Annotated in this window: 16 protein-coding genes; 11 read left to right on the top strand and 5 right to left on the bottom strand. The window is 61.3% G+C overall.

All coding sequences use genetic code 11. The features are described from left to right. Nucleotides 1–6 precede the first annotated feature (6 nt). Entirely contained in the window at nucleotides 7–1044 is a 1038-nt protein-coding gene (locus NKH57_RS22505) for an ABC transporter permease (RefSeq protein ID WP_352947400.1), read from the top strand. Then, nucleotides 1041–1829, top strand: a complete 789-nt coding sequence (locus NKH57_RS22500; protein ID WP_352834162.1) for an ATP-binding cassette domain-containing protein — start codon at nucleotides 1041–1043, stop codon at nucleotides 1827–1829. Before NKH57_RS22505 ends, NKH57_RS22500 begins: the two co-directional genes overlap by 4 nt. Nucleotides 1830–1836: 7 nt before the next feature. Here the strand turns inward: NKH57_RS22500 and NKH57_RS22495 are convergent, their stop codons facing one another. Then, nucleotides 1837–3078, bottom strand: a complete 1242-nt coding sequence (locus NKH57_RS22495) for an ROK family transcriptional regulator (RefSeq protein ID WP_352834159.1) — start codon at nucleotides 3076–3078, stop codon at nucleotides 1837–1839. A gap of 225 nt (nucleotides 3079–3303) precedes the next feature. Between NKH57_RS22495 and tkt the strand changes: the two genes are divergently transcribed. The 5 genes from tkt (at nucleotide 3304) to NKH57_RS22470 (ending at nucleotide 10103) form a co-directional block, all read left to right on the top strand. Next, entirely contained in the window at nucleotides 3304–5364 is a 2061-nt protein-coding gene (tkt, locus tag NKH57_RS22490) for a transketolase (protein WP_352947397.1), read from the top strand. Continuing rightward, nucleotides 5361–6956: an FGGY-family carbohydrate kinase gene (locus tag NKH57_RS22485; RefSeq protein WP_352834153.1), complete on the top strand. Its 1596-nt coding sequence runs from the start codon at nucleotides 5361–5363 to the stop codon at nucleotides 6954–6956. The genes tkt and NKH57_RS22485 overlap by 4 nt, the downstream gene beginning before the upstream one ends. A 196-nt stretch (nucleotides 6957–7152) precedes the next feature. After that, nucleotides 7153–8169 (top strand): substrate-binding domain-containing protein, encoded by a 1017-nt coding sequence (locus NKH57_RS22480; RefSeq protein ID WP_352834150.1) that lies wholly within the window; start codon nucleotides 7153–7155, stop codon nucleotides 8167–8169. 102 nt (nucleotides 8170–8271) lie between these two features. Next, nucleotides 8272–9282: an ABC transporter permease gene (locus tag NKH57_RS22475; protein WP_352834147.1), complete on the top strand. Its 1011-nt coding sequence runs from the start codon at nucleotides 8272–8274 to the stop codon at nucleotides 9280–9282. Next, the gene (locus tag NKH57_RS22470; RefSeq protein ID WP_352834144.1) at nucleotides 9282–10103 is read left to right on the top strand and encodes an ATP-binding cassette domain-containing protein; all 822 of its coding nucleotides are present in this window, start codon (nucleotides 9282–9284) and stop codon (nucleotides 10101–10103) included. Before NKH57_RS22475 ends, NKH57_RS22470 begins: the two co-directional genes overlap by 1 nt. A gap of 7 nt (nucleotides 10104–10110) precedes the next feature. Here the strand turns inward: NKH57_RS22470 and NKH57_RS22465 are convergent, their stop codons facing one another. Together NKH57_RS22465 and NKH57_RS22460 are read right to left on the bottom strand one after the other, a co-directional pair. Then, the gene (locus NKH57_RS22465) at nucleotides 10111–10308 is read right to left on the bottom strand and encodes an SDR family oxidoreductase (RefSeq protein WP_352947392.1); all 198 of its coding nucleotides are present in this window, start codon (nucleotides 10306–10308) and stop codon (nucleotides 10111–10113) included. Next, on the bottom strand, nucleotides 10305–10460 hold the full coding sequence (locus NKH57_RS22460; RefSeq protein WP_352947390.1) for an SDR family NAD(P)-dependent oxidoreductase: 156 nt from the start codon (nucleotides 10458–10460) through the stop codon (nucleotides 10305–10307). Before NKH57_RS22460 ends, NKH57_RS22465 begins: the two co-directional genes overlap by 4 nt. Between NKH57_RS22460 and NKH57_RS22455 the strand changes: the two genes are divergently transcribed. Together NKH57_RS22455 and NKH57_RS22450 are read left to right on the top strand one after the other, a co-directional pair. After that, nucleotides 10393–12327, top strand: coding sequence for a helix-hairpin-helix domain-containing protein (locus NKH57_RS22455; RefSeq protein ID WP_352947388.1), 1935 nt, complete (start codon nucleotides 10393–10395; stop codon nucleotides 12325–12327). The genes NKH57_RS22460 and NKH57_RS22455 overlap by 68 nt on opposite strands. Before the next feature lie 64 nt (nucleotides 12328–12391). Beyond that, nucleotides 12392–12733, top strand: a complete 342-nt coding sequence (locus NKH57_RS22450) for a hypothetical protein (RefSeq protein WP_352947385.1) — start codon at nucleotides 12392–12394, stop codon at nucleotides 12731–12733. 1363 nt (nucleotides 12734–14096) lie between these two features. On the opposite strand, the gene NKH57_RS22445 is transcribed toward NKH57_RS22450, so the two are convergent. Further along, the gene (locus tag NKH57_RS22445) at nucleotides 14097–14303 is read right to left on the bottom strand and encodes a helix-turn-helix domain-containing protein (RefSeq protein WP_031260989.1); all 207 of its coding nucleotides are present in this window, start codon (nucleotides 14301–14303) and stop codon (nucleotides 14097–14099) included. A gap of 434 nt (nucleotides 14304–14737) precedes the next feature. On the opposite strand from NKH57_RS22445, the gene NKH57_RS22440 reads away from it, so the two are divergent. Next, nucleotides 14738–15127, top strand: a complete 390-nt coding sequence (locus NKH57_RS22440; RefSeq protein WP_352487005.1) for a hypothetical protein — start codon at nucleotides 14738–14740, stop codon at nucleotides 15125–15127. Between the two features lie 109 nt (nucleotides 15128–15236). Further along, the gene (locus tag NKH57_RS22435; RefSeq protein WP_352487004.1) at nucleotides 15237–15593 is read left to right on the top strand and encodes a hypothetical protein; all 357 of its coding nucleotides are present in this window, start codon (nucleotides 15237–15239) and stop codon (nucleotides 15591–15593) included. Nucleotides 15594–15736: 143 nt separating this feature from the next. On the opposite strand, the gene NKH57_RS22430 is transcribed toward NKH57_RS22435, so the two are convergent. Next, entirely contained in the window at nucleotides 15737–16324 is a 588-nt protein-coding gene (locus tag NKH57_RS22430; RefSeq protein WP_352487003.1) for an NADPH-dependent FMN reductase, read from the bottom strand. Nucleotides 16325–16770: the final 446 nt, after the last annotated feature.

The following is a 16770-nucleotide window of genomic DNA, read 5'->3' as shown; positions in this document are numbered from 1 at the left end:
CCATCCATGGAAGCACATGTCGACATTGTGGGGAAGTCGCCTGACACGGCGGCAGGACGCCGCGACCACCTCTCTGTCTTGCTGTGGCTGTTGCAGGCCGGCCCGATCATAATTCTGGTAACGCTGATCGTGGCATTCGGCCTGCTTGCCCCACATTTCCTATCGGTGCGCAATCTTCAGAACCTGCTGGCCCAAAGCGCGATTGTCTGCGCCTTGGGCCTAGGGCAATTCCTCGTGATCCTGGTTCGCGGCATCGATGTCTCGGTCGGCAGCGTCATAGCGCTGAGCGTCGTGACGGCGGCCACGCTCACCGGTGTCGATCAACCCAGCTCGATTGCGCTGGTCATCTATCCTCTTGTTGGTCTGATTGTCGGACTGATCAACGGCTTCCTCATCGTCAAGGGCGGCATTCCGCAGCCCCTCGTGGTCACCGTCGCGATGCTCGGCATTGTTGCCGGTGTCGCATTGCTCATCAGCGGCGGCAACACGCTCGTGGGTGTTTCGCCCGCCGTGCATTGGCTGGCAAACGGCAAGATGCTGGGCATACCTGCCGGCGCCTTGATGGTCCTGGTTCTTGCAGGGTTGTTCTGGCTCATGTTGCGGCGTACGCAATGGGGCCGCTGGCTCTATGCGGTTGGCGGCAATCCGGATGTCGCGCAATGGGTTGGGCTTCCGCGCGACAGGTTGATCATGAGCGCGTATGCCATCTGTGGTACCACAGCGGGCATTGCAGGCATGCTGTATCACGGTCGGACCGGGTCGGCTTCGCCTCTTTCGGGCGTCGGCTATGAGCTGGACGCCATCACGGCGGTGGTTGTCGGCGGCGCAAGTCTCTTCGGCGGTCGCGGCAGCATCACCAACGTGCTGTTCGGCGCGCTCGTCATCGCCACGATCCGCAGTGGCCTTCAGCAACTCGACGTCTCTCCGTTCTGGTCATCGGTGGCAATAGGCATCGGCATCCTGCTGGCACTTGAACTCGATGTCTTGCGCAAACACATCGAGACCCGCATTCGAACGCTGCGCGCGAGACAGGTGAGCCAATGAGCATCGCCTCGCCAGACAGCATTTCCAACGTGGCCTCCGATGCGCGTCTGGTTCTCTCGGTGCGGGACGCGCGCAAGGCCTACGGGTTCGTCACGGCGCTGGCTGGTGCGTCGCTTGACCTTCATGAGGGCGAGATTGTTGCCTTGCTCGGCGATAACGGTGCCGGAAAGTCGACACTCATCAAGGCGATCACCGGCATCGTAACGCTGGATTCCGGTGACATCGAGCTTGACGGACGCCCACTGCGGCTGCGTTCGCCCGCCGACGCGCGTGCATCGGGCATCGAGACCGTATTTCAGGATCTTGCTGTTTTCGACAATCTGACCGTCTCCGACAACTTCCTGATTGGACGCGAGCAGACGTGGCCACGCTGGCTTGGTCCGCTGGGCTTCCTTTCCGCCGGACAAGAGCAGAGACAGTGGCGGGAGCATGCGAGCGCGCTAAGCGTCAGCCATGTCTCACCCTCCCAGGAGATCGGACTGATGTCGGGCGGCCAGCGTCAAGCTGTGGCAGTTGCACGGGCGGTGGCGTTCGCCCGCCGGGTGGTCATTCTGGATGAACCCACGGCGGCACTTGGTGTGCGCGAATCCGACGAGATATTGACGATGGTAAGACGCCTGCCGGAGCGAGGCCTGTCAGTCATTATTGTAAGCCACAACATGGACCACGTCGTGCGCGTGGCGGATCGTGCTGTCGTCATGCGGCAAGGCCGAAGTGTCGGCGAGATGACTATACGCCAAGGCGTTCAGAAGGATCTTGTCGCGATGATCATGGGTGTCACCTGAAACAGCGTCATCCGGAAATCCTGCCGCCTTGTGAAAGTGGATTGGCGCGGTCGATGGCAAGTCGATCGATGAGTTCCTCCACTTTCCTGAGGCTGAAGATATCCTCAAGCGCCAGATAGGTAGCGCCAAAAAGGGCACTATCCTTCTGCGGGTTGGCAAGCACGATCTGCAACTCGCGCGTAGCAAGTGGAAGGCATCGCTGGTAGACGAGTTCGCGGATACCCGACAACAGAAACTCTCCACCCTTGGCGAGTGTGCCGCCCACCACGATCAGGTTTGGGTTGAGAATACTGACGACATCTGAGGCGACTTCGCCGATCACCCGCCCAGCGCTGCGCAGCAGCATCAGGGCTTCCGGCTTCTGTATTTCGACGAGCGATATGACATCGCGTGCGTTCTCCGCCTTGAAGCCTTTGCTCGAGAGATCCCGGGCAATCGCCCAGCCGCCGGCGCGGGCTTCGACACAACCGAGCTTGCCACAGCGGCACAACGGCGGGTTCTCGGAGTTGAACTGGATATGGCCGATGTCGCCGGCCGCGCCCTGAGCGCCGCGAAAGATCTTGCCGCCGGCGATGATGCCGCTGCCGATACCCGTTCCAGCCTTGATGAAGAACATGTCATCGACATGCGGGAAGTTCTGGCGATGCTCGTGGATCGCCATGAGGTTCACGTCGTTTTCGACATAGATTGGCACATCGAAGCGACGGCGCAGCCAGCTGATGATGTCGAATTCGTCCCACCCGTGAAGCACCGAAGGACCGACGACGCGGCCGCGTTTGAAATCGACCGGCGTGGGCATGCTGAGGCTGACCCCGAAAAGCGAGCCATGGCTGGTCCGGGCCTTCGCTGCGAGGATGTCGAACCCGTCGGCAATCTGCTCAAGGGAAACCGCCGGTCCGTCCGACGCGTTGAACGGTATTGTACTTTGCGAGACGACAGCGGGTTCGAGGTCCATGGCGGCAAGATGGATGTAGGTTTCGCCGATGTTGGCGACGAGAAAGAAGCCCGCCCGTTCATTGATTCCAAGCACGCGCGTTGGCCTCCCGCCGCTCGGCATGGTGCGCGCCGTCTCGCGGATCAGGCCGGAGTCGATCAGCGCATTCAGGCGCTGGGTGACGGTCACGCGCGACAATCCCGACGCCTCGAGCAACGCCGACCGGGACGTGGCGGCGCCGGTGGCAATCAGCGAGAGAATTTGCCCGCTGTTTGCAAGGGCGGGATGCTCCGCCGTACCATTTGTCCTGACCATTCCGCACTTTCCCGTTCGCCCTGAGATTTAGCCATAAACCCCGGGGAGATAAAGGCATGTCTGCAAGAAAGCTGCATAACTTTTGTACAAAAACATGCAATAACACGTTGACTTAAAGATATATCGGCAGCTAAGAGGATGTCGTCCGGGAGGAACGGATGAACTTGCGTGGGCCGCCCCGCGCTGTTGCGATGTTTCTCCGTCACTCGATCGACGGAATCTCACATGTTGTCAGCGCAAAAGGACTTCGCCCGCCCGGATCTCCTGGCGAATGCCATCCGTGCGCTGTCAATGGATGCGGTCGAGAACGCCAAGTCCGGCCACCCAGGCATGCCGATGGGCATGGCCGAGATCGCAGTCGCGCTCTGGCACCGGCACCTTCGTCACAATCCATCCAATCCGGCCTGGACCGACCGCGACCGCGTTGTGCTCAGCAATGGCCACGGCTCGATGCTGCTCTACAGCGTGCTCCATCTCACTGGGTACGATGTCTCGATCGATGATCTGCGGCAGTTTCGGCAGCTTGGTAGCAGGACGCCGGGCCATCCCGAATTCGGCTATACGCCGGGAGTTGAGGTTACGACCGGGCCGCTCGGGCAAGGCCTCGCAAATGCTGTCGGCATGGCAATTGCCGAAAAGACGCTGGCCGCGAAATTCAACCGATCCGGACACGACATTGTCGACCACCACACCTTTGTCCTGGCAGGCGACGGCTGCCTGATGGAAGGCATTTCGCATGAGGCGTGCTCGCTTGCCGGAACGCTCGGTCTGGGCAAGCTGATCGTGCTTTACGACGACAACGGCATTTCCATCGACGGCCATGTCGGCGGCTGGTTTTCTGACGATACGCCCAAGCGCTTCGAGGCCTATGGCTGGCAGGTCATTGCCGATGTGAACGGGCACGATGTCGAGGCGGTCGACCGGGCGATTTCCGCGGCAAAAGCGCATGCAACCCGCCCGACGCTGATCTGCTGCAAGACCACGATCGGCAAGGGAGCGCCGACGAAGGCGGGCAGTCACGATTGCCATGGATCTCCGCTGGGCGCCGCCGAAGTCGGCGGGGCTCGGCTTGCTCTCGACTGGCCGCATGCGCCGTTTGACGTTCCAAGAGAGATTGGCGACGCGTGGAACGCCTCGGTCAGAGGGGCTATGCTCGAGGCCGACTGGCGCCGCCGCTTCGAGACATACCGCGAGGTCTACCCCAATGAAGCGGCGGAGTTCGAGCGGCGAGCCAAATGCGATCTTCCCACGGCCTTCGCCGCCAAGGCGGATGCGTTCGTTGCGCAAACCGTCGAAAAAGCCGAAACGCTGGCCACACGCAAGGCAAGCCAGAACGCCATTCAGGCCTTTTCCGGCTTCCTTCCCGAGCTGATAGGCGGTTCGGCAGATCTCGCCAGTTCGAACCTCACCCTTTGGAAGGGAGCCGAGCCGATCACCTCCGTCTCGGGTGGCAACTACATTTACTACGGCGTTCGCGAGTTCGGAATGGCCGCGATCATGAACGGCCTGATGGCCCATGGCGGGTTTCGTCCATTCGGCGGCACGTTCCTGATGTTTTCGGAATACGCGCGCAACGCCCTGCGGATGGCAGCGCTGATGAAGCTCGGCGCCATCTATGTCTTTACCCATGATTCCATCGCGCTCGGTCAGGATGGTCCGACGCATCAGCCCATCGAGCAGGTGGCGACGCTCCGGCTGATGCCCAACATGGACGTATGGCGACCATGCGACACCGTTGAGACGGCGGTTGCCTGGCAGGTTGCGCTGGAGCAGGCGGCGACGCCGACAAGTCTCGCGCTTAGCCGCCAGAACCTGCCGTTTCAGCCGCGCGACCAGGCCCAGGTTCAAGCTGTGCGCAGGGGCGGGTATGTGCTGCGCCGGGAAGATGGCCGGCTGGACGCCGTCATCATCGCGACCGGGTCCGAAATACAGCTCGCTGTCGGCGCACAGGAGCAGCTCGCGAAGCAAGGAATCCAGGCTCGTGTGGTCTCCATGCCGTCCACCAGTGCCTTCGACCGGCAGGATGACGGCTACAAGGCCGAGGTGCTGCCGCGCGGCGTTCCCCGCATCTCCGTCGAAGCCGGCGTCACCGACTATTGGCGCAAATATGTGGGCCTTGAGGGTGAGTGTGTCGGCATCGACTCCTTTGGCGAATCGGCCCCGGCCGAGATGCTCTACGAGCATTTCCACCTCACCGTTGAGGCGGTCAAGAAGGCGGTTTACAGGGCGCTTGAGAAACATCGTCGCGCTGCGTCGCCGGAGTTGGGAGGGCAGCAGGCGAGATGACCGCAACTTACGTTATCGGACTGGATTACGGCACCGGCTCAGCTCGCGGCGTCCTTCTGGATGCAGCAACCGGCGAGCAGATCGGCAGCCACACGCATGCCTACCGTCATGACGTCATGACCCAAAGCCTTCCTGATGGCACGCCGTTGCCGCGGTCATGGGCGTTGCAGAATGCCGCCGACTATCTTGAGGCGACGGAAGAAATCCTCGGCGTGCTTGGGCGTGGCCGGGTCATCGAGTCGATTGGGCTCGGCTTTTCGGCAAGCTCGCCGATGCCGACCACCACCGACGGCACGGCCCTTTCCGACCTTTACCCAAGCGAGCCTCATGCCTATGTCAAACTGTGGAAGCATCGCGCCGCGCAGCCCTATGCGGATGCGATCAACCGCCGGGGCGGGGCCTTCCTGCGCAATTTCGGCGGCAAGCTTTCCGGCGAATGGCTGCTGCCGAAGGCGGCCCAAATCGCGGACGAAGCACCGCGCATCTGGAAAGCGGCCGGACGGTTCATCGAATCCGGCGATTGGCTTGTCTGGCAGTTGACTGGCTGTGAAGTGCGCAGTCTGGGTTTTGCGGCCTACAAGGCCCAGTATTCCGAGGCGGAAGGCTATCCCCAGGGGATCGTGCCAGGTCTTTCCGAAAGGCTGTCGGAGCCGCACCGTATTGGCACTCCGGCTGGAAGCCTATCCGAGCCATGGCGGATGCGCACGGGGATCACTGGCCGCGCCGTCGTGGCGGTGGCGGTGATTGATTCACACGTCGTGCTGCCCGCGGTCGGGGCCGTGTCGTCCGGCTGTCTCGTCGGCGCGCTCGGAACATCGGCGGTCTATCTCTTTTTGAACGAGCAGTTCCGTCCATTGCCACCCGGCATCGAAGGCGTGGCCAAGGATGGATCGGTTCGCGATCTCTGGTGCTACGAGGCCGGGCAGGCGGGGTTTGGCGACACGCTCGCCTGGTTCGTGAAGGCCTTTCCGCGTGGTTCCGACGAGGCGGAAAGTTTCCGTATCTACAACCGCGAGGCAGCCACGCTCGAACCCGGCACCAACCATCTCGTGGCGCTCGACTGGTGGAACGGCAACCGGGTGCCGCTTGCGGATTCAGACCTCAGCGGCCTGCTTCTCGGTCTCACCACCGAAACCACCGGTGCGGGCATCTACCGTGCACTGATCGAGTCGCTGTGTTTTGGCGCTCGCACGGTGGTCGACCTCTTCGAAGCCGGCGATTTTGCCATCAACCGCGTCATCCTGACCAGCGGGCTGGCCCAGAACAATCCATTGCTGGTGCAGATCATGGCCGACGTGCTGGGGCGCGTCGTGGAGGTTCCAAGCATTGCCCATGCAACGGCCGTCGGCGCGGCGGTTCATGGTGCGGTCGCGGCCGAACTGGTGAGCGGCTTCGCCGAAGGCACGGCCCGGTTCGGCGCGCGCACCTTCACGCCCTATCACCCCCGCCGCGAAGGCGCGGCCGCCTATCGGTCCCTCTACAAGAATTATAGGCAGCTCAGCGACAGCCGGACCGTACGCAACGCCATGCACGATCTGAACAGGGCGGCGTCGCTCGAGCGGCCGGAGGAAGAAGCGAAATCGGTGGCCTGAACAGAGCGATTGCCAGCCCCGTCGTTTTGCGGAATCGCCGTCCTCGTCGTGCAGAGCACGTCCGATATGGGGCGCGTATCGTGGATTATGTATAAAAACATACATAATTCACGATATAATGTTTGACTGTATGCAAAACATGTGCGTAACTCGGTGAGCCTTTGAGGAGAAAGGTTCAACAACTTGGGAGGAGTTCATGTCCACTTTGCCTATGTCGACCGGTGCGAAATCCGGAACCATCGCGAAATCAGCCGTTGCGGGCCTGGTGTTCTTCGGGACCGCCTTTGCAGTGAGTGGCCATGCCTCGGCTGAGGAAGTCATTGTCGGCCTCGTCACCAAGACGGAGGTCAACCCGTTCTTTGTGAAAATGCGTCAGGCCGCCGAAGCGGAGGCCAAGGCCAAGGGCGCCAAGCTGATCGCCCGTGCCGGCAAGTTCGACGGCGACAATGAGGGCCAGGTCACTGCGATCGAGGATCTGATCAGCGCCGGCGCCAAAGGCATACTGGTGACGCCGAACAATTCGACCGGCATGCTGGGTGTCATCAAGAAGGCGCGCGATGCGGGGGTGCTCGTGATCGCGCTCGATACCGCGACCGATCCGGCCGACGCCGTCGACGCGACGTTTGCCACGGACAATTTCGAGGCCGGCGTGCAGCAGGGCGCCTATGCCCGCAAGGCGATCGGCGACAAGAAGCCGGTGCTGGCGATGCTTGATGGAACGCCTGGCGGCACGGTCGATATGTTCCGGCACAATGGATATCTGAAGGGCTTCGGGCTTGCCGAAGGCGATCCGGCCATTGCCGGCTCGGCTATCACCAATGGCGCGCAGGACAAGGGCCAGGTCGGCATGGAAAACCTGCTCTCCAAGAACGGCGAGATCAATGCGGTCTACACCATCAACGAGCCAGCCGCCGCCGGCGGCTATGCGGCGTTGAAATCCTTCGGCAAGGAAGCCGATGTCATGCTGACCTCCATCGACGGCGGTTGCGCCGGCGTTCGCGACGTCAAGGCCGGCAAGATCGCCGCGACGGTCATGCAGTTCCCCTACAAGATGGCGGCTATGGGTGTCGATGCGGTCGTGGACTATGCCGCCAGCGGCAAGAAGCCGAGTGGGTTCGTCAATACGGGTTCGTTCCTGATCACCGACAAGCCTATTGAAGGGATCGACTCCAAGGATACCGAATGGGGCCTCAAGAACTGCTGGGGCGACTGATTTCTGAATCCTCCCGGCGGGACCATGCCGGACAGGCCGTCGACAAGACGGTCTGTATCGGCATGGTCCCGTTCGTTTTCCGGCCCAACCCTTGAGGTAGACATGGCGACCGTTCCAGAGGGCACTATGAATTCGCCATCGGCACTCTCTTTCGGCAGGATGTCCAGCATTGCCAAGAAGGTGATCGGCACGCCATCGGTGGGCCCATTGCTGGTGCTGCTTGCTTTCGGCGTGATCTTTTCGCTGACTAATCCGCGGTTTCTCGCGATGCAAAACCTGTCGATCATTCTCCAGCAGACGGTGATCATCGGCACCTTGGCCATTGGCCAGACCTTGATCATCCTGACCGCCGGCATCGACCTCGCAGTGGGGGCGATATGCGTACTGGGCACAATCCTTGCCGGAAAGCTGGCGAACAGCGGCTATGATCCGGTCGCGGCCATGGCCCTGGCAGTTCTTGCCTGCACAGCGGCCGGAGTCGCGGCTGGGAGCCTGATCAGCGGCCTGCGCCTGCCGCCCTTTATCGTGACCCTCGGCATATTGGGCATCATCACCGCCGCCCTCAGGCTGATTTCGGCGGGCGGGGCTTTTGCGGTCAACGACGACTTTCTCGGTTGGACGGGAAACACCATCCGCCTGAACGGTTTCATCGTGACCTACGGCGTCATCATCATGCTCCTCCTCTATGGAATGGTCTGGTTCCTTCTCAACCAGACGCAATGGGGACGGCATGTCTACGCGGTCGGCAACAATCCGGAAGCCGCCCGGCTCGTCGGTATACCTGTTGGCCGGCTCCTGCTGTCGGTCTACGTCCTAGCGGCGTTCATTTACGGGATCGCGGCCTGGCTGGCGCTCGGCCGAATCCCCAATGCCGACCCCAATGCCTTGCAGACCGCCAATCTCGATTCCATCACCGCCGTCGTCATCGGCGGCACCAGCCTGTTCGGCGGCCGGGGCGGATTGATCGGCACCCTGATAGGCGCGCTGATCGTTGGCGTCCTGCGCAATGGGCTGACGCTCGCCGGCATTGACCCGCTCTGGCAGGATCTGATCACAGGCATTCTCGTGATCGTGGCGGTCGCGCTCGATCAGTTGACCAGGGGGAGGCGGTGATGACGCCTGTCGAGCCGAGAGCGCCAGTGGTGACCACCCCGGGTGGCGTCATCCTCGAAGCCCGCAATTTGGTCAAACGCTACGGCCACGTCACCGCTCTCGACGGTGTCGATTTCGAACTGCGCGCCGGCGAAATCCTGGCGGTGGTCGGTGACAACGGCGCTGGAAAGAGTTCGCTGATCAAGGCGCTGACCGGCGCGATCGTCCCCGACAGCGGCGACATCCTGCTGGACGGCCAACCCGTCCACTTCAAGGGTCCGCTGGAAGCACGCAAGCTCGGCATCGAGACGGTCTACCAGGATCTCGCCGTTGCGGCCGCGCTCGACATCGCCAGCAACCTGTTTCTTGGCCGAGAACGCCGCCGCCGCGGATTTCTCGGCAATGTACTGCGCATGCTCGACAAAAAGGGCATGCGAGCGGAGGCGGAACGCAGCATGGCGGAGCTGAAATTCCGCCTGCCGTCGATCGGCAGCGCCGTGGAAGCGCTGTCAGGCGGCCAGCGTCAGGGCGTCGCGGTCGCCAGGGCGGCATTGTTCGCCAGGAAACTTGCGATCATGGACGAGCCGACGGCAGCGCTCGGCGTGCGCGAAACCGGCCAGGTGCTCGACCTGATCCGGGCCATCCGGCAACGCGGACTGCCCGTGGTCCTGATCAGTCACAACATGCCGAACGTCTTCGAAATCGCCGACCGCATCCAAATCATGCGCCTGGGCAAACGCGCGGCCGTGGTCAGTCCGAAAACCCACACCATGGCCGATGTCGTTGCCATCATGACCGGCGCGGCGAAGTTCGAAGAACCGGCAGCATCAGCTTTTCTCTAGGACGATGTCACAGGCCCCATCGGCACGTGTAGCCGCCGTCGATGGGAAGGTGAATCCCGGTGATCATCGAAGCGGCGTCGCTGAGCAGAAACACGATTGGGCCTACGACTTCATCTTCCGTCGCCCAGCGGCCGAGCGGCATCTGTTTCAGGAACGGCTCGGCGACATGCGGCTGACTCCAATGGCCCAATGAGATCGGTGTCATGACTGGTTGGGTTCACGCTGTTGACCCGGATATTGTATTTGCCCAGCTCTGTTTTCCAGCGCGGCCTTGGATGAGCGGTAGGAAATGTGGCCGTCGAGCGCGACCAGCGCCGCCTGGCTGGAAACGTTGACGATCGCGCCTCCCTTGCCCATCGCCACCATCGCCGCGCAACTTGCCGGCACGCCGCGTCATCTCTCGCAGCATCCGGGCGGCTTTGTCCTGACGCATGACCGGCTCGACGGCCTCGTGCCGATCGAGCCGGCGGCGATGAAGGATCGCCAGGTCGTGGAATGGGACAAGGACGACATCGACGCCCTCAAATTCATGAAGGTGGATGTCCTGGCCCTGGGCATGCTCACCTGTATGAAGCGGTCATTCGATCTCCTGTCCGAGCACAAGGACATTGTCCTCGATCTGGCGACGATCCCGGCCGAGGATCCGCGAACCTATGCGATGATCCGCAAGGCCGAGACGCTTGGCGTGTTTCAGATCGAATCCCGGGCGCAGATGTCGATGCTGCCGCGCATGAAGCCCAGGACATTTTACGACCTGGTGATCGAGGTTGCGATCGTCCGTCCCGGCCCGATCCAGGGCGACATGGTCCATCCCTACCTTCGCCGGCGCGATGGGACGGAAGAGGTGACGTTTCCGACGCCGGAGCTCGAGCGCGTGCTCGGCAAGACGCTCGGCGTCCCGCTGTTTCAGGAGCAGGCGATGCAGGTCTCGATGGTCTGCGCCGGCTTTTCCGCCGGCGAGGCCGATCAGCTGCGCCGCGCCATGGCCACCTTCAAGCACACTGGCGGCGTCTCGAAATTCCGCGACAAGCTGATCAACGGCATGATCGCCAACGGCTACACGCCAGAGTTCGCCGAAAAGACCTTCTCGCAACTCGAAGGGTTCGGCAGCTACGGCTTTCCCGAAAGCCACGCCGCCTCCTTCGCTCTGATCGCCTACGCCTCGTCCTGGGTGAAATGCTGGCATCCCGATGTCTTTTGTACCGCGCTTCTGAATTCGCAGCCGATGGGTTTTTATCTGCCGGCCCAGATCGTGCGTGATGCTCGCGATCATGGCGTCGAGGTGCGTCCGGTCTGCGTCAATGCCAGCCGCTGGGATTGCACGCTCGAGCCGACCGATGCCGAAGATCGCTTCGCTGTCCGGCTTGGCCTGCGCATGGTGAAGGGTCTCGCCAATGATGACGCGGCCGCAATCGTCGCGGCGCGGGCCGACGAACCCTTCCTCTCGGTTGACGATCTCTGGCGCCGCGCCGGCGTGCCGGCGGCTTCACTTGTCCAGCTCGCCGAGGCCGACGCATTTCTGCCGGATCTGAACCTTGCCCGCCGCGATGCGCTCTGGGCGATCAAGGCGCTGCGCGATGAACCTTTGCCGCTGTTCGCGGCCGCCACGTCCCGTGAACAGAAAACGGTGCCTGAAATCCACGAGCCTGTCATCGCGCTGAGGCCGATGACGGCGGGCCGTGAAGTTGTCGAGGATTACGGTCATGTCGGGCTGACCTTGCGCAGCCATCCGGTGTCGTTTCTACGCGCCGATCTACGCCGGCGTCGCATCGTGACTTGCCAGGAAGCCATGCAGGCGCGGGACAAACGATGGCTCGAGGCCGCCGGCCTGGTGCTGGTGCGGCAAAGGCCGGGCTCGGCCAAAGGCGTCATGTTCCTCACCATGGAGGATGAGACCGGCGCCGCCAACGTCGTTGTCTGGGTAAAGGTGTTCGAGAAATTCCGGCGCGTGCTTCTTTCGTCGGCCATGCTCGGCGTGCGCGGCCGCATCCAGCGGGAAGGGGAGGTGGTGCATCTCGTTGCCCACGAGTTGACCGATCTATCGGCCGAACTCGCCAGCGTCGGAAACCGCGACACGCCATTTCCATTGCCACACGGCCGCGGTGACGAGGCCCATCATGGCGGATCGGGCGTTGATCCGCGCGGCATGCCGAAAACGCGCGATATCGTCGATCCCTACGAGCACATCGACCGCATCAAGGTGAAGACGCGGGATTTCCGATAGAAGCTGCAGCGGATATACCGCCATCATGTGGTAGTCTCGCCCGCATGACGACGCTTTATGTGAATTGGCGCGCAAGACGGTGAGTCCTACAAAGCCGAACACAACGCATCCGCCGAAATGGATCGAGCCCCAGCTCACGCGTCTCGTCGACGAAGCGCCCGACGGCCCGAACTGGCTTCACGAAATCAAGTACGACGGATACCGCATGCACGCGCGCCTTTTGCGCAACCCTCTCAAGGCGCTTCCATTTCCGGAGCCTCACACCGGCGCCGCCGCCATCCTAACCCGCTATCGCCATCACAAGTCCTACGCCAAGGCCGATTGCAACGCCCATCAGCAGCTTGCCGGCAAGATCAAGGGCCGATGGCGCGGACAGGGCGCCACAAGTCCTGGCGGGGCTCTCTGAGGGCGGCAGCGATGTCATCGAATGCCCGTTCCATGCCGAGCAACATACATTGAAACCCGGAGGCTGTGAATCCCCACGAGATGGCGTCATCGCACCAGCTATTAGCGAAAGCTAAATTGGCGGACTGAGGCGTAGCGGGGTGGCATTTTAGCGCAGACTAATGGAACAATTGGCGGCTCACGAAGTTTTGAAGCGGGAAGCCCCCTTCGAGCTTCCGCAGCCCGTCTCGTCCCACCGGACAAAAGGTGCTCCGAGGCGGGCTGGAAGGCCTGCAGCGGGAGCGAAACCGCGACTGGAAGCCGACTTTCGATCGAAGGGAACATTAGCGGCTTCTAAAAGTTGAAGCTTGCATCAGTGGTGCCTCCATCGCCTGCCAAAGATCAGGCCTCGGAGAGGCGCGGGCTTCCTAAACCGGAGAATGATCATGAACAATATCATTTGGATCGTTGGAGCGATTGTCATCGTGTTGGCGATATTGAGCTTCTTCGGGCTCCGATAGGTCACGACAAGCCGGGCCACGACCTCTATCGTCAGCGTGTTCGACAAGCCCCGTTGGCGCACGATCTTGACGACCAAGGACAAGGCCGAAGCGGACGCGCTTGAGCAGGCAATGGTGCAGGACGGCGTGAACGCCCGGGTGGAAGAGATCACGACGAAGCCGAAGCGACGTTAGGGCCTCGCCGGAAGCACCAGCAACAAAACCGCGAACGCTGCCATCAGGAGGCAGACGGACATCCCTAGCATGTCGCGCTGCCTATAGCGCCAGACCGCGCCAGCGAGCATCACGACACCGATTGCGGCGATGTAGAGCGGAATCACTTCTGCACGTTGCCCTTGAGTATTAGCCTCTTAACCAACCAGTCTGCGTGAAGTTATCGACAATCACCGAATACCATGCTGCGTCGGATTTGCTGGCTGAGAGGGATCGGTATTCGCACATTGAAAGGCCACGAACCGGCGTTCCATAGGCGTTGGGGGGCGTCATAGGCGATGAAGAGCGTGAACTTTGTCGGCGGATTTTTGCGACCGGAGTCGTCGCTGTACATCCTGGTCCATAGATCCCGATCTGATTCGGTGGTGGCGTCGCGGTCCTTTAAATAGTCTTCCAAAGGTATGGGTTCGGAACTTTCCGAAGTCTCTACCCGCTTATAGCCGGCTGGCGCGTGAAGTCGTTTCTTTAGGACTGCTTCGCAAGCTCGGCTCATTGGCGATGCGAACGGGTTGTAGTCACTGTTAAGCACAAAGAACGTCGCAACTGCCGCGATAGCAGCGCTGAGGCCATCAAAAGCCAAAAGCCCTCCTATCTCTGCGATGGACAATCGCGCAACTGGCGCGCACGCGCAAGCCGGCTCCCCTCGGGATCTCAGGGCTTCTGCAGCCTCACCCCGGCGCCGCCGCCATTCTCGGCGATGAACTCGATGCCGGCAGATTCGAGGGCGCGCTCGATTGCAGCCAAGGCATCCTCCGAACCGCCATACTTGCCTGTCTCGAAATTTGAGATGGTGTTGCGATGAACTCCGGCGGCCTTTGACAGGTCGGCCAACGACCAATTCAAAGCGGCTCTAGCCATCCTCACTTGTGCAGGCTTCACAACTCTTCGCTCTTGTGCTATTTTCACAAGTGTAAGTATCACAACTGAAGGGGAATTCCAAATGCCGTTCACCTAGGTTCCGGCGGCCCGCGAAGCTATGCCCGCTGCCATCGGGAGATTTTCCCGCCGCACCATCCTGGCCCGTATCGGTGCCGCCTCCATCGCAGCGGTAACCTCACGTAAAGCCGAATCATCTGGACTGACAGAAGCGGCGGGTTTCCTGGAGAGAAGGAATATCCGATGAACATGATCAATCATTCGCACTTCGAAAGCGCAGACACCGAGCTGTTCCGGCTCGAAAAGGAACTGGAACAAGCCCGCACCCGGAGGGAAAGAGCGGCGAAGGTATGCAGGAAGGTTGGTAGACGATGCGAAAAGCTCTACCCGCCGAGACCTTCGGCGTGGAAGGAGACATGCCGGAAGACGTGAGGACTGCGTTCAACGCCATGACGATTGCAGACATGGCGCACAACAAGAGGCCGGCCATCTACGCCGCATGGTCCAAGCAGATCGAAGAACAGAAAGCTGAGAACAAGGCCTTGCAGGATGCGCGCACCGCCAAATGGGAAGAGATCAACCGCGAAGACGGGGTTGACGCTGCCGAAGAAGCATTCAACGCGATTTGCGACGAGGAATGGGAAATAGGCAAGCGCATTTGCGCGGTCCCTGCCCATACCCTTGAAGGCATGACGGTAAAGCTTCGCGTGAGCGACATATTGGGACTAGAGGATTTTGGCGATCCGAACGCGGCGTTCCTGTCGATCGCCACAGATATCAGGCGCCTTGCAGCTCGCCTGAGTTGAGCGCGAAGGCAACTGGTGGCCCGCTGCCTCACGGTGGCGGGCTTTTTTCGCTGACAGGAACCTTACGCAGCGGCCAGCCGTTGAGCATGACAATCAAGGGAGGTTGAAAATGGCCGCCGACCAAAACGAAGCCGCGACACCGAGACCGACCCAGCGCGAAGCTCAGGAAGCCTTGGAGAAGCAGGTCGCTCAGCTGAAGCGGGAAATCAACAAGATCAATCGAACGCTGGCAGAGCGCGCCGAAGAGGCCATCGAGGAAGCCACAGGCTGGTATGACCGCGCTGCCGATCGCGCTGGCCGTACAGCCCAGGTGCTCCGGACTGGGGCTCAATCTGTTTCCGGTGCCGTCGAAGACAATCCGGGTACGGTGTCGAGCGCCTTCATTCTCGGCGCCGCATTAGGTCTGCTATTGGGTCTCATCCTCAACGCTACTGGGCCTAATCAGGATCGCTGGTTCTATAAGTGATCATCAGGCTGCGCTGGATATGCCCAAACAAAGTCGAAGAACCGGCAACCAAACGAATTCCAATCGCGGGGGCGCGACGAGCCCGCTGCCCCACGGTGGCGGGGTTCTACGGCATGTGTCGGGGACTTGTGGACGCCAAGCCCCTATTCGACAGGCGTTAGGTCCGGTCTGGGAAGGGCGGTATAGACCCTTGCAATGAAGCCGTGGAATTGCAGCATGTAGTCGCGCAGGAACTCCTCGGTCGTAGGGTCGGTGACCTCACCTTCGTCGGTGATCAGGCTGGGTTTAAACTGGATGTAGGCCTCGATCGAGTTCATCTGTGGGGAGTTGCAGAAGCCAAGAACGCCGCGAAGGCTTTGCTGCGCCAGCGCGGTGCCGATCGAACCCGGCGAAGTGCCGATGACAGCCGACGGCTTACGGGTGAACGAGTTCTGACCGTAGGGACGGCTCGCCCAGTCGATCGCGTTTTTCAATCCGCCTGGGATAGAGCGGTTGTACTCCGGTGTGACGAACAACACGGCTTCGACCCCGGCGAGTGCATCCTTGAAGGCCCTTGCCGGCGGAGGAAAATTTGCGTCGTAGTCGTAGCTGTAGAGCGGTAGGTCCTTGAATGGGATTTCAGTCATCGAGAGCTCGGCCGGCGCTAAATTCACCAGCGCCTTGGCCAGCTTCCGATTGAGTGAGCCCTTGGCAAGGCTGCCAATGAGATAACCGACTTTGTACGCGGTCATAGGGGATACCTCCTCGGGAGACTGCCAGTATGCGGCTGACAGCGCAGTCCCCATGCTCGAACGCACGCACCAGACATCGGTTCCCGAATGTTTGCAGCCCTATGGGCGCTGCCGCTTGTGGCGGCCTTTTAGCGGTGGGGACTAATGGGATTAGCGGGCACAATCCCCAAGCGTCGATTGCGCTTGGCGCCATCCCGCCAGATCATTCCGGGATGGGAGGCACCGACCTCACGGTATTGCTGTCCGAAGGTCTGATCCTCCTCAATGAAATGAGCGATTGAGTTGAGGACCCCTTCACCCCTTCCGGACAGGCGGGCCAACTGATTGCGCTTGTCGTTGGGGTCGGGCTACGTCTCGATCAGGCCAAGCCCGGTTTGACGTTGCTTCTTGGTGCCATATCCTTCAGTTTCATCGACGGACCTCAGGGCAGCGAAATGACGGCCTGA

The sequence above is a fragment of the Mesorhizobium sp. M1050 genome (assembly GCF_040318715.1).
Taxonomy (GTDB): Bacteria; Pseudomonadota; Alphaproteobacteria; order Rhizobiales; family Rhizobiaceae; genus Mesorhizobium.
This window is presented reverse-complemented; position numbering and strand designations above follow the sequence as displayed.